This window comes from Burkholderia plantarii (assembly GCF_001411805.1).
In the GTDB taxonomy this organism is placed as follows: Bacteria; Pseudomonadota; Gammaproteobacteria; order Burkholderiales; family Burkholderiaceae; genus Burkholderia; species Burkholderia plantarii.
The window spans coordinates 1652529-1665675 of record NZ_CP007213.1 but is presented as its reverse complement, the minus strand read 5'-3'; the positions used below and the strand labels follow the sequence as shown (position 1 = coordinate 1665675).

Annotated in this window: 9 protein-coding genes and 1 pseudogene; 2 read left to right on the top strand and 8 right to left on the bottom strand. The window is 60.9% G+C overall.

Annotated features, from left to right (window positions below):
* Position 1 precedes the first annotated feature (1 nt).
* The 6 genes from bpln_RS24365 to bpln_RS24340 form a co-directional block, all read right to left on the bottom strand.
* Positions 2-1204, bottom strand: coding sequence for an MFS transporter (locus tag bpln_RS24365; protein ID WP_082465421.1), 1203 nt, complete (start codon positions 1202-1204; stop codon positions 2-4).
* Between the two features lie 17 nt (positions 1205-1221).
* A complete protein-coding gene (locus tag bpln_RS24360; RefSeq protein WP_055140243.1) occupies positions 1222-2352 on the bottom strand; it encodes an FAD-dependent oxidoreductase in 1131 nt (376 codons plus the stop codon).
* A 41-nt stretch (positions 2353-2393) separates the two neighbouring features.
* A complete protein-coding gene (locus bpln_RS24355) occupies positions 2394-2753 on the bottom strand; it encodes a Rieske (2Fe-2S) protein (RefSeq protein WP_055140242.1) in 360 nt (119 codons plus the stop codon).
* Between the two features lie 19 nt (positions 2754-2772).
* Entirely contained in the window at positions 2773-3726 is a 954-nt protein-coding gene (locus tag bpln_RS24350) for a VOC family protein (protein ID WP_055140241.1), read from the bottom strand.
* A gap of 31 nt (positions 3727-3757) precedes the next feature.
* Positions 3758-4918, bottom strand: coding sequence for an alpha/beta hydrolase family protein (locus tag bpln_RS24345; protein WP_055140240.1), 1161 nt, complete (start codon positions 4916-4918; stop codon positions 3758-3760).
* A gap of 88 nt (positions 4919-5006) precedes the next feature.
* Positions 5007-5921: a SphA family protein gene (locus bpln_RS24340; protein ID WP_042627788.1), complete on the bottom strand. Its 915-nt coding sequence runs from the start codon at positions 5919-5921 to the stop codon at positions 5007-5009.
* 307 nt (positions 5922-6228) lie between these two features.
* Between bpln_RS24340 and bpln_RS24335 the strand changes: the two genes are divergently transcribed.
* Positions 6229-7164 carry a LysR family transcriptional regulator gene (locus bpln_RS24335; protein ID WP_042629390.1) on the top strand — a complete coding sequence of 312 codons (936 nt, stop codon included), beginning with the start codon at positions 6229-6231 and terminating at the stop codon, positions 7162-7164.
* A gap of 165 nt (positions 7165-7329) precedes the next feature.
* Positions 7330-8376 (top strand): annotated as a pseudogene (locus tag bpln_RS24330) (IS481 family transposase).
* Positions 8377-8500: 124 nt separating this feature from the next.
* Here the strand turns inward: bpln_RS24330 and bpln_RS24325 are convergent.
* Together bpln_RS24325 and bpln_RS24320 are read right to left on the bottom strand one after the other, a co-directional pair.
* Positions 8501-9928, bottom strand: a complete 1428-nt coding sequence (locus tag bpln_RS24325) for an efflux transporter outer membrane subunit (protein WP_055140239.1) — start codon at positions 9926-9928, stop codon at positions 8501-8503.
* Positions 9925-13140 (bottom strand): efflux RND transporter permease subunit, encoded by a 3216-nt coding sequence (locus bpln_RS24320; RefSeq protein ID WP_055140238.1) that lies wholly within the window; start codon positions 13138-13140, stop codon positions 9925-9927. The genes bpln_RS24325 and bpln_RS24320 overlap by 4 nt, the downstream gene beginning before the upstream one ends.
* Between the last annotated feature and the right edge of the window lie 7 nt (positions 13141-13147).

Genomic DNA, 13147 nt, shown 5'->3' with positions numbered 1-13147 from the left:
TTCAGACTCCTTGGGGTTGGGGACCACGGTCGAACTGCGAGAAGCAGATCACCGCGGCGGCAGTGATCAGCATCGCAGCGATCCCGAGGCTGCCGTAGCCGGACTGCTTGACGAGCGTGCCGCCGAGCAGGGGGCCAATGGCGGCGCCCGTCATCAACATGGCCGGTGTCGCGGCAACGGCGCGGCCTGTTCGGTCGATGCGCGCCAGCATGCCGAAGGCAAAGGTATGGGTGAACATCATCACCGCAGCAAATACAGAAGTCGCCGCCGCGTATGGGACGAACGCCGCGCTTTGCGTGATGACCAGCGCGAGTGCGGCTTGCACAAGGGGACCTGCCCGCACGACCTGGCGGCCCGGCATGCGCGTTTCCAGCAGCCCCGCGACGGGCGCGGAAAACAGGTTGACGAAGCCGAGCGTGATCAGCGTCCCGGTCACGGCACCGAATCCGAAGCCACGATCGAGTCCGATACGCTGGACGAAGCTGAACAGCATAGACTGCGTCAGTGCCATGCAGCCGACGCCCACCATGCCAAACCAGACGACACGCTCGAAGCGAGGCTCAGCGCCAGTCGCCGCGCTACGGAACGCGTGAATCGATGGAAATGCAAGCGCGCACGCGATCGCTGCGACGGCCATCACACCGGCGAACACGCGAAACAGAATCGGGCCGCCATGCGTTGCGATCAGCCCCGGCACGGTGCCGAGAAACGCGATCGAAAAGATGCCCAGCGTGAGGCCGGCGATCGCGAACAGGCGATGCGGGTTGCGGCTGCGTCCGACGGTGCCGTGCGTGAAGCTAAGGCCGCACCCGACGGCGATGCCCGCGACTGCATGCAGGGCCGCCATCGCCAGATAGCGATCGACCGGCACCGACGTCATTCCGAAAAACGCGAACGCCGCGATGCCGAAGCCTGCGGTCGACATCGCGCGCGCCGGCAGGCGATTCAAGCGTGGCGAGAAAAGGAGGCTGCTCAGAACGGCACCGGCCAGGAAAAGCGTGGCGAGCAGGCCTGCCTTCTGGGGGTCCAGCCGATACGCGCCGATCAATGTGCCGACCCAGACCGGTAAGGCCACCAGGTCGACCATGCCAGCGCAATGCGCGAACATCAACGCGATGGCACCGAACGGGCCAAGCCGCGTCGTGTCGGTCGATATCGAAAGATCGTCGCTTGCCGACGCCGTGTGGGAAAGGTTCGTTTCCATCGTGTCTCCGCTTTGTATCAGATCGGCCGACCGAGACTCATGTGTGTCTCGTGCATGATGCGCTTGTGCTCGTCTTTGTCGCCACCGACGATCTCGATTTCGCCGAGACGCCCCGAGTTTTCCACCACCATGCGGCAGCGCTCCCAGCGGCGCGCCTGAAATCCCTGCAAGGCCGCTTCCACCGTCACGCCCCGCCCCAGTTCTTCAGCAAGCACGATCGCATCCTCGATGCCGATACCCGCACCCGCGGCCAAATGTGGCGTGGTGGCATGCACCGCATCACCGACGAGCACCACCCGTCCGCTGAACCAGGGGGTGGGCAGCAGCAGGCTTTCCAGCGGACGGTAGTTGACGCGCGATTCGGCGCCGATCTGCGCGCGGATGGACTTGATCAGCGGCACGTCGAACGAGGCCAGCAACTCGGACAGCATGCGTGGCCATTCGGCAGGATCGATGTGATCGTTGGTCGGTCTGTCCTCGGTGACGAAGACGTACATTTCGTCCAGGGAGACCGGATTGACACCCGCCTTGATCTTCTGTCCCAACCACATCGTTGCACAAGCGATCTCCGCCGGCCGCGGCACCACCGCACGCCACACGCCTTGGCCCGTATAGCGCGGCTTTGGCGCATCGGGAAACGCAGCGGCGCGCACCTTCGAATAGAGTCCGTCGGCACCGACCACGAGGTCGTAGGTTCCGTGCGTGCCGTCGGTGAACGCAACGTGTACTTGCTCGTCGCCTGGCTGGATCTGCGAGAACGTACAGCCGAGCCGCACATGTACGCCTGCGGCGCGTGTAGCCTTGGCGAGAATATCGGCCAGTGCCGGGCGCATGATCGCACCGCCGCCGGGAACGTCCTCGCCGGCCACTCGCGGCGTCGGCAGCGTGCCAATAAGTTGGCCGCCGGCTGTGAACAGATTCACGCCGTCCCCGCCGTGGCCTCGTTCGAAAAAGGCATCAAGCACGCCGATCGTGCGCAGCGCGCGCAACGTGGGCCCCCCGATGCTGATGCCGGCGCCGTACGAGCGCCAGCCCTGGTCGATCTCGACGAGGTCGACCGTGAGGCCGAGCTTCGCACACTGGATTGCCGTCGCCATACCGGAAAAGCCTCCGCCGATGACGAGGACGGAGTGAAGAGGGGCTACCATCCGGGTGTCTCCTTGATATATCTGTTGTGGGTGTTGGTATGTCATGTCGCGGTCAGCATGATGGCACCGTCGTCCGTCACGTCGATCTCGACGGACGTCAGCCGCTGGCCGAGGCACGGGCCGAGCACGCATTCGCCGCTTGCGATGTCGAACTGCGCACCGTGCGCGTGGCAGACGATGCGAGTGCCATCACCGTTCAGGTAGGCGTCCTTGCGCCAAGCCATCTGTGTTACGCCGAAAAAGTGTGGACACGCGTCACGATATGCACGAACCTGCGCGCCGCATCGGACGACAAAAAGCGTATCGCATCCCTCCTCGTAGGGGTCGAATCCACGCGCGCCGGGATCGGGCAGATCGTCGACGTTTGCAAGATGAATGCGATCGGAATATGTACTGGTCATGGCAGCACGGTGCTCGCCGTCAATCCGACTTCGCCGCCGCCTGAGGGGGAGGACCGCCCGGCACCCACTTCTCGCGATGCTGAAACAGGAACAGCTGCGATGCGTCAGCGCCCATCGGTGCCTCGCGCGCGTTCCATGCCTCGTCGTGCAAATCCATATCGGCGTCGTACTCGACGTGACAGCCGAGCGGGCTGTTGAAATACCAGAACCAGTTCGAGCCGAAACGATGACGCCCCGGCCCCCAGAACGACTGATAGCCCCTCGCGACGAATCGCGTACCTGCCTGCAGAACCTCGGTCGGTCCGCCCATATGGAACGTGAAATGCTCGCAGCCTTTCATGAACGGCGGTGTCTGAATCATGAATAGCGTGTGATGATCAAGCGTGCCGGCAGGCTGCAGGAACGGCCCGACGCCCGTGAATCGGTCGGTACAGCGAAAGCCAAGACGCTCCACATAGAACGCTTCGGCTTTGGCGACATCCGGCACAAAATAGACGACATGCGAGAGCGTGCGCGGGGTAAGCACGGCATCGTCGCTCACGGCCACGACGTTCGGCGCGCGTTTCGCGGGCGCGCCCGGTGCATTCACGGGCTCGGCGGGCAGGGAAAGCGAGCGGCGCGTGGTGACTTGGAAGCCGATCGCGAAGCCCATGTCATCGAGCGATTCAATCGATCCGTCTGTAACCTTGCGCACTTCGCGATCGCGGCGCAGCTCCTGCGCGATGGCGTCGACCGTCGCGGCATCGGCGACGCCGTAAATCGTCTTGCGCAACATGCTTGCGGTGCCGAGCGCAGGCGGCAACGCCGGGTCGTCGCGGGGCACGATTTCAATGCCAGTTCCGTCGAGCGCCTCGAATCGGCTGCCAGCGCCTTCGCTTCGCGCCGGCAGCAGGCCGTAGTCAAGCAGATATTCGTTGCAGGCGGCGACGTCGTCCACGCCGAAGACCAGCGTATCGGGTCCGATGATATTCATGAGATGTGCGTTCTTAAGATTGACCAATGAGTCAGAGCGAGGTGCGTCCGCCGAGCGTCTCGGCGATCCAATCGGCGATGAAATGCCCTGCGTTGATCGAGTTGTCGAAGCTCGAATGCTGGACGCCACCCTCACGCTCGGTGAAGATCTTGAGCTCACGCTTGGCGCTATTTACGAGTTGCTCGTAAGTTCGATGAGCCCAGGTTACCGGGATCTGCGAATCCTTCGAGCCATGCGTGACGAGGAACGGCACCTTGATACGATCGAGCACACCGTCGAGATGCACGTTTTCGGCGATACGCATGAAATCGTCGATATCCTTCGCGCCCCAGACCCAGCAGACGTGCTCCCAGTAATGCGGTACCGGGAAGTTACCCTCGCGCTGCAGACGTTTCTTCTGGACGTCGCGCCAGTCGTGATTCGCGCCCCACACTACCCCGCAGGCGAAGCGCGGCTCGAAGGCGACCGCGCGTGGGCAGTAGTAGCCGCCAAGCGACACGCCTTCCATACCGATCCGCTTCGGATCGATATCGTCCCGATCTTCGAGCCAGTCGACAATCTTGCTCGCCCAGGCCTCCGAGTTGTATACCGCGTGCAGGCCGTGCATCCGCAAGGCTTCGCCGGTGCCGGGTTGGTCGACGATCAATGACGATACACCGCGCGCCGCAAGCCACGCCGGCAAGCCCACGAGGTACTTCATTTCCTTCGTCGAATCAAGCCCGTTCACCTGCACCAGCAGTGGACTACGCGCGCCGGTATTCTTCGCCTTCACAAGGAGTGCGGACAGATGTTTATCGTGGTAGGGAATAACGACGCGCTCGCAGTCGTCGCCGGAAAGTGCGATGCTCCTGTCGAAGGTATCGAGCGAGCGTCGGTAGAGCTCCATGCGCCCCGGGGCATCGTGTGCGAGCATGCGTTCTGCCGTGATCAGATAGATTGCGGCACGCTTGAATTTCTCGCCTGCTGACAGCAGCCGCCCTAGGGCCTCGTCTTCCTGCGCCAGGTCACAAAGACTGTCGGCCTTCTCGACCCATGCTTCGCGAAACGCGCGCGTGCCGTCAGTGTCTGGCTGCTTCGCTGCTTCCTTGAGCGGTTCGCACATTTCCTCGATTTCACCGATGCGCGCGCCCATTTCGATGGCGAGATTGACGGACAGATTCCAGACGTAGTTGGTAGGAAAGTATCGGAACATACTGATTGCCTCGATTGAAATTGCGTATTGCTCGATGACGGTGCTCATGACCTGGGTGCCGCACGCGGTCCGGCCCTCGAGACGATGCTCAGCCCTCGCGCCCAAAACCTGCCCACAACGGGATGGCGATGTTCAGCCAGACGTTGCTGCTCTTGGCCGTGTTTGCGGCATAGATGCCTTGTTGATAATTGAGGTTGATGCTCCAGCTTCTGGCGTCGTACACGACCGACGGCCCCATGCCAAAGGTCCGCATTCGATTGCCCACGTTCGCGCTGCCAGCCTTGTCGTCGCCTAACTGGTTGAGGTATGCGCCGACAACGCCGAGCTTCCACGGACCGAAGTTCCAGCCAGCGTTGAACTCGGCAACGTAACCGTCGCCCGACCTGTAGTCTGTCGTGTCATTCCTTCGATTGAGCAGGATGCGGTTCGCGAGTGCGACGTCGATTCCGTTGGGAACGTTATAGCGAATCGCGATCAACGGCTGTACCGAGGTGTAGCCCACCGCGACGCTCGACTTGACCGGGCTATAGGAGCCTGTCGCGAATGCGACATCGATGCCCGACGCAACCGCCAGGTTCGGTGAGAGATTCCATTGCAGCAACACAGGCGTCAGCGTTATGTTGGAAAGACCATTTTGTGTGCTCGACTGCCCGTAGACAGTGCTGTGCAAAGACACAACGGGGATGACCAACTGCGTATAGACGTTTGCGCCGAGGAGGTGGAATGGATACGCCGCCAGCAGGCGAGTAGTTGCCGAAAACACCGATGTATGGAATGGAGTCGGCAGTTTCCTGCCGTCATTGCCATAGAGCCCGTTCGCAAAGCTGTAGTTGTATTGTTCCAGTGCGAACAGGCCGGGGATTGGCGGCATATTGGCGATATTCGTACCCACCGCGCCGGCCGCATACGGCGAAACGCCGCCTTCGAACGCCCGTGCTTCGTTCATCGAACCCATAGCCAACACACCGCACCCGGCAATGGCTGCGATCAGTTTCATGGACATGCTGTCTCCTCTTCCTAGGGGCACGTTTGCGCCGTCTGGAATCTCTTTTAATAGCGGAAAGCGTGGTGCAGACGGTCGAGGTAAAGCGGTTCGTTCGATCCGAAAATGCCCCTGACGCCGGCCTCCCGATGCGAAGCGTCAGCTGACGTCGCTTCGAGATGTGGCTAGGTTAAGATAGGCCAACGTAGCCTAAAAATGGATTCGATCCATTGCCGATATCGACGGCGTCAATACTTTGAGGTTAAACCCTGATATCGCATGCGGTCTCGGTAATGTGGCGGCGATTGGGAGAATGGAGATAGCACGTATGCGGTTCAACAAGCTCGACCTCAACTTGCTCGTGGCACTCGACGCTCTCTTGAGCGAACAAAGCATCAGCCGAGCGGCCGAAAAAATTCATCTGAGCCAGTCAGCGATGAGCAACGCGCTGTCACGGTTGCGCGAATACTTCCACGACGAACTGCTCGTACAGGTCGGCCGTAAAATGGAGACGACGCCGCGTGCCGAGGCACTCAAAGATGCCGTGCGCGACATTCTCGTGCGCGTCGATGCAACCGTGGCGGCCCGGCCCGAATTCGTGCCGGCGCAAGAGAATCGTTTGTTTCGCCTATTCGTCTCGGACTATACGATGACGACACTAATGCCGCATCTGTTCGCGCTCGCTTACAAGGAAGCACCCGGCATCCGATTCGATTTACATCCGCAGGTCGCCTATCCGCACCGCGTACTGGAGCGCGGTGAAGCGGATCTACTGATCATCCCCAAGGAGTATTGCTCGACTGAGCATCCAGCCGAGTTGCTGCTCGAGGAAACTTACTGCTGTGCCGTATGGAGCCACAGCCCCCTCTCGAAAGGCGAGATGACGAGCGAGCGCTACATGGCTGCCGGGCACGTCGTCGTGCAGGTAGGCGACGCACAGACAACAATCGAAGACTGGTTCATGCAGCGACTCGGCCTCGTAAGACGCGTCGAGGCAAGCACGTACAGCTTCGTGTCACCGGCTCACCTGCTGGCCGGCACGAGCCGGATTGCCACTATGCATCGGCGGCTAGCCGAAGAGGCTGCGCGCAGTCTGCCGATCGTGTTGCGCGAAGTACCAGTACCGGTACCGACGCTGGAGCAGGCGATGCAATGGCACAAGCATCGGACCTCGGACCCCGGGCTAACCTGGCTACGTTCGCTACTGAAAATGGCTGTCGCAAAGATGGATGAAGAACGTCATGATGCTCGCAGAGATGACTGACCTCCCCCCGACTAGCCGAGCGCCTAGACTTGGAGATTTCCGGCCTTAAGGTGTAGAAGTTCAGACTTGATCTGACAGTAGGGCCTTGCCAGGAGGTGGGGTTACCCGTTTTGATAGAGGTGCGAATCTTCATCAAAACAGCGTGCAAGCGCCAAGGAGTCACCCGTGAGTAGTCTCAACCAAAATGTCATCCGCCACAAGATCGGTCTGCTGAATCTGGCCACCGAGCTCGGGAACGTTTCGAAAGCCTGCAAGGTGATGGGCGTGTCGCGCGATACGTTCTACCGCTATCAGGACGCCGTGGCCGAGGGCGGCGTCGATGCCCTGTTCGGCAGCAATCGGCGCAAACCGAATCCCAAGAATCGCGTCGATGAAGCTAGGGAAACCGCCGTGCTGGCCTATGCCATGGAGCAGCCCGCCCACGGGCAGGTTCGGGTCAGCAACGAATTACGCCGGCGCGGCATTTTCGTGTCTGCATCCGGGGTTCGTTCGATCCGGCTGCGTCACGCGTTGTCGTCCTTCAAGCTGAGGCTCGTGGCGCTGGAGAAGCAGGTCGCTGAAAAAGGCGTCGTGCTGAGCGAGGACCAGGTGGCCGCGCTGGAAAGAAAGCAGGACGACGATGTGGCTCATGGCGAAATCGAAACCGCTCATCCCGGCTATCTGGGCTCGCAAGACACGTTCTAGGTGGGCACGATCAAGGGCGTAGGCCGGATCTACCAGCAGACTTTCGTCGACACGTACAGCAAAGTGGCCATGGCCAAGCTGTACACCTCCAAGACGCCGATCACGGCGGCCGATCTGCTCAATGACCGGGTGCTGCCGTTCTTCGAGGAGCACGGCATGGGTGTATGCGTATGCTGACCGATCGAGGCACGGAGTATTGCGGCAAGCCGGAATCGCACGATTATCAACTGTACCTGGCGCTGAACGACATCGAGCACACCAGAACCAAGGCGCGACATCCGCAGACGAATGGCATCTGCGAGCAGTTCCACAAAACCATCCTGCAGGAGTTTTATCAGGTCGCGTTCCGCCGCAAGCTGTATCTGGACGCTGTCGGAGCTGCAGGCCGATCTCGATGCCTGGCTGGCGTACTACAACGGCGAGCGGACCCATCAAGGTAAGATGTGTCGTGGTCGCACGCCTGTGCAAACGCTCATCGCGGGCAAGGAGGTGTGGAAGGAGAAAGTGAGCCACCTGAATCTGATCTGACAGTCACGCACCGTCGGAACGGGTAACTGTCAGATCGGGTCGCGACTTCTACACATTATCGCTGGCTCAGGCCCCGGGCTTTCCACTTACCCGACTGTCCGAATTTGCGCGGCCACCTCTCCCGCTACCGCAGCGCCATCACACTCGTCTCCGACCATCCGCCACCCAACACTTTGTACAGCGTGATAAGGTTCGACTGCTTAGCAAGCGTGTCTGTGACCAGTTGCTGTTGCGCGGTATAGAACGTGCGCTGCGCGTCGAGCAGCGTCAAGAAGCTATCGGTGCCGCTACGGTAGCGTGCCTGTGCGAGGTCGTAGTACTGCTGCGCAGAGTTCACGTAGTCGCGGTCCGCAGCCACCTGCGTGACGTACGTCGTGCGTCCGGCGAGCGCATTCGACACTTCCTTGAACGCCGTCTGGATGGTCTTTTCGTAGTTGGCGATGTCGATGTCCTTCTCGATCTTCGCTACATCGAGCGTGGCGCGGTTGTAGCCAAAGTCGAAGATGGGCACCGAAATGGACGGCTCGAACATCCAGGCTCCCGTACCCGCCTTGAACAGATTCGAGAGACTGCTGCTCGTGGTACCTGCGGAAGCCGTCAGCTCGATCTTCGGAAAGAACGCGGCGCGCGCCGCGCCGATGTTCGCGTTGGCGGCCTTCAGCGTGTGCTCCGCTTCGACAATGTCGGGCCGGCGCGTGAGCAGATCCGACGGCACGCCCGCGCCGATGTCCGCGAATATGTTGTCGCTTTCCATCAGCGAGTAGCCTTGCGGCATATCGTCGGGCAACGGCCCGCCAATTTCGGCCGCTAGGTTGTTACGGTCCTGCGCCACTGCACGCGTGTACGAAGCCAGGCTCGATCGCGCGCTGGCAAGTGAGTTCTCGGACTGGCGCACGTCCTGAAGCGACGCGCTACCCATCTTCATCATGCTTACCGTGAGATCGTAGCTGTGGTGGTCGGCATCCACGGTGTCCAGCGTGATCTGCAACGACGCCTCGTCGGAAAGCAATTGGAGATAATCCGTGGCAACCGTCGCGATCAGGCTGATCTGCGTGCTCGTGCATGCCGCGTCCGTGGCGAGGTATTGCTCCAGCGCCTGATGCTTCAGGCTGCGCAGTCGGCCGAAGAAGTCGATTTCCCACGACGTAAGCCCCACGCTCGCGCTGCTTGAGCTGTATGCGCTCGTGGCCCCTTCCGCGCGCTCGCGCGTGACCGAGCCGGATGCGCTGATGGTAGGCGCGAGGTTGGCACGTGCGATGCGGTACTGCGCTTCATACTGTGCTACGTTGAGCGCGGCGATACGCATGTCGCGGTTGTTTGCGAGCGCGATCTCAATCAGCTTTTGCAGGCGTGCGTCTCTAAAGAAGTCGCGCCAGCCGATCTCGGCAGCCAGTGGCGCCGGAGCCGTATTCGGTGAGACCTTCTGCTGCGCCGGCGCGGGCGCGGTGGACCAGGTTCTGTCGACGGGCGCGGGCGGCCGATGATATGTCGGGTCCAGTGTGCAGCCTGCTAGCACGCCGGCGCAAAGAAGGGCGATCAGTGTGCGTTTCATGCGTTGCCCTCGTTGGTGTCAGCGAACTCCGTGGTGTGGCCATGTTCCTTGAACAGCCTACGCACCACGACAAAGAAGACCGGCACGAAGAAGATGGCGAGCACTGTGGCTGCGATCATTCCTCCCGCCACGCCCGTGCCGATGGCGTGGCGCGCGCCAGCACCTGCACCCGTGCTGATGACGAGCGGAAGCACGCCGAACACGAACGCGAGCGACGTCATGAGAATGGGCCGAAGCCTCATGTGAGCTGCTTCGAGCACGGCGTACACGAGGCTTTGCCCCTGCGCCTGCAGATCCTTCGCGAATTCGACGATAAGAATAGCGTTCTTCGTGGAAAGCCCGATGGTAGTCAGCAGTCCAACCTTGAAGTAGATATCGTTTGAAAGTCCACGCCCATGAGCGGCAAGCAGCGCTCCCAATACACCGAGTGGCACGACGAGCAACACCGCGATCGGAATCGACCAGCTTTCGTAGAGACCTGCAAGGCACAGGAACACGACGACGAGAGATATCGCATAGAGCGTCGTGGCCTGGGAGCCGGCTTGCTTCTCCTGGTAGGACTGACCTGTCCATTCCAGAGCGAAGCCGGGCGGCATTTTGTGTGCGAGTTGCTCGACAGCATTCATGGCCTCGCCGGTGCTCACGCCAGGTTGCGTGGCGGCCGAAATGCCCATGGCGAGCTGCCGGTTGTAGCGTTCGATCTGCGGTGGCCCGAACGTCCAATGGCTTTTTGAGAACGCCGAAAATGGCACCATCGTGGAGTCGTAGCCCGTCGTGCTCGTGGTGGTGCTCGAAATCGATGAAGACGACGAACTCGATGAGCTGGGCGAGCCCGACGAACTGCTGCTTGCCTTCACATACCAGTCCCCAAGGTCGTCAGGCATCATGCGATACGGTGCGTCCGACTGCACATAGACCTTCTGCACGCGCCCCGTGTCGATGTAGTTGTTTACGTAAGACGAACCGAACGCGGTCTGCAGCGTATCGTTGATGTCGGAGATGGACAGCCCCAACGCGTTGGCTTTTTCTCGATCAATATCCACCTGCAATTGCGGCGTATCTTCAAGACCGGATGGGCGCACCATCGAGAGCGTCGGCTCCTTCAATGCCATGCCGAGAAACTGGTTTCGTACCGCGAGCAGCGCGTCGTGGCCCGCACCGCCGCGGTCTTCTATCTCAAAGTCAAGACCGCTTTGTGTACCTAATTCCTGAATGGCGGGCGGATTCAGCACGAAGATACGCGCTTCTCGATTGCCGGCGAAATGTTGGTTGGCGCGCGCGATGATGGCCTGCGCGCTGTCACGGGCACCCCGTTGGCTCCAGTCCTTGAGACCGACGAACGCAATGGCGTTGTTTTGTCCTTCCCCGTTGAAGCTGAAGCCATTGATAGCGATCACTTGCTTGACGCCCGGCTCGTCTTTCAACACATACTGCTCCAACGCTTCCACCGTCTTCAGCGTATGCGAGCTCGGCGTTCCCGCAGGCGCGCTAATCGACACGATGAAGTAACCCTGATCTTCGTCAGGCAGGAACGAAGAAGGCAATGTGACGTAAAGTAGTGCCGCGACACCAGCAATCACGCCGTAGAAGAGCATATAGCGCGCGGGCCGCGCGACCACGCGCGCGAGCGAGGAGCGGTAGCCAGCATTGCTCTTTGCGAACCACCGGTTGAACCACCCAAAGAATCCGCGCTTTTCATGGTGCTCCACGTCAGTGGGCTTGAGCAGGGTGGCACACAGCGCTGGCGTGAGCGTGAGCGCGAGCATGACCGACAGCAGCATTGCCGAGACGACGGTGATGGAGAACTGCCGGTAGATTGCACCCGTGGAGCCTGAGAAGAACGCCATCGGAATAAAGACGGCAGTGAGCACAGTGGTCACGCCGATCAGCGCGCCGGTAATCTGCCCCATCGCCTTGTGGGTGGCCTCCTTCGGGTTGAGCTTCTCCTCGCTCATAATGCGCTCGACGTTTTCCACCACCACGATGGCGTCGTCGACGAGCAGGCCAATGGCGAGCACCATCGCGAACATGGAGAGCACGTTGATCGAAAAACCGATCATCGACATCACGCCGAACGTGCCGAGCAGCGCAACGGGCACCACGATGGTGGGAATCAGCGTGGCGCGCACGTTCTGCAGGAACAGGTACATCACGAGAAAGACCAGCATCACGGCTTCGAACAGCGTCTTCACCACCTCTTCTATCGAGATACGCACGAACGGCGTGGTGTCGTACGGGTAACTGATCGCTACGTCCTTCGGCAATTGCGGCTGGATTTCGGCGAGCTTCGCGCGAACGGCTTTGGCTGCGTCCAACGCGTTAGCGCCGGTGGCGAGCTTGATGGCGAGCGCGGATGCCGGCTTGCCGTTCAGACGCGACGAGGTGTCGTAGCTGTCGCCGCCTACCTCCACGCGCGCCACGTCCCTGAGTAGCACGCGCGAACCATCGCTGTTCACGCGCAGCAGGATGTTAGCGAACTGGTCGGCGGTAGTAAGGAGACTTGACGAGCGAATGGTCGCGTTGATGGCCTGCGAATCGGTTGCTGGCGAGCCACCAACCTGCCCGGCGGAAAGCTCGACGTTCTGGTTAGTGATAGCTGTGGTCACGTCCGAGGTCGTGAGTCCGAAGCTGTGTAGCTTCACCGGGTTAAGCCAGACGCGCATGGCGTGCTGCGCGCCAAACAGCGTCACGTCGCCAACGCCGTTCAACTGCGCGAGCGGGTCTTCAATCCGGGTCGCGATGATGTTGCCAAGATCCACGGAATTCCAGGTGCCGCCCGGCGACGACAGCGCGACGATCATGAGAAAGTTCGTCGACGCCTTCGCCACCTGCACGCCTTGTTCCTGCACAGTTTCGGGCAAGGTAGGCGTGGCCTGTGTCACTTTATTCTGCACCTGCACCTGTGCGATGTCGGGATTAGTACCGGGATTAAATGTCAGCGTGATGGTGGTCTGCCCGGCGGAACTGCTAGTGGACGACATATACAACACATTGTCGATGCCGCTCAGCTTCTGTTCGATCACCTGAGTCACGGTTGCTGCGACGGTGTCGGCAGAGGCGCCGGGATAGGTGGCCGTCACCTGCACTGAGGGGGGCGCGATGGTGGGGTATTGCGCAACGGGAAGACTCGTGACCGCCGCCGCACCCACCAGCATGATGACGATGGCCATGACCCACGCGAGAATGGGGCGCTTGATGAAGAACTCTGCCATGCCATTC

What these genes read in the sequence shown, in the direction of transcription:
- bpln_RS24360 (WP_055140243.1), bottom strand. Translation starts at nt 2,352, where the DNA reads ATGGTAGCCCCTCTTCACTCCGTCCTCGTCATCGGCGGAGGCTTTTCC.
- bpln_RS24355 (WP_055140242.1), bottom strand. Translation starts at nt 2,753, where the DNA reads ATGACCAGTACATATTCCGATCGCATTCATCTTGCAAACGTCGACGAT.
- bpln_RS24365 (WP_082465421.1), bottom strand. Translation starts at nt 1,204, where the DNA reads ATGGAAACGAACCTTTCCCACACGGCGTCGGCAAGCGACGATCTTTCG.
- bpln_RS24335 (WP_042629390.1), top strand. Translation starts at nt 6,229, where the DNA reads ATGCGGTTCAACAAGCTCGACCTCAACTTGCTCGTGGCACTCGACGCT.
- bpln_RS24325 (WP_055140239.1), bottom strand. Translation starts at nt 9,928, where the DNA reads ATGAAACGCACACTGATCGCCCTTCTTTGCGCCGGCGTGCTAGCAGGC.
- bpln_RS24320 (WP_055140238.1), bottom strand. Translation starts at nt 13,140, where the DNA reads ATGGCAGAGTTCTTCATCAAGCGCCCCATTCTCGCGTGGGTCATGGCC.
- bpln_RS24340 (WP_042627788.1), bottom strand. Translation starts at nt 5,921, where the DNA reads ATGTCCATGAAACTGATCGCAGCCATTGCCGGGTGCGGTGTGTTGGCT.
- bpln_RS24345 (WP_055140240.1), bottom strand. Translation starts at nt 4,918, where the DNA reads ATGTTCCGATACTTTCCTACCAACTACGTCTGGAATCTGTCCGTCAAT.
- bpln_RS24350 (WP_055140241.1), bottom strand. Translation starts at nt 3,726, where the DNA reads ATGAATATCATCGGACCCGATACGCTGGTCTTCGGCGTGGACGACGTC.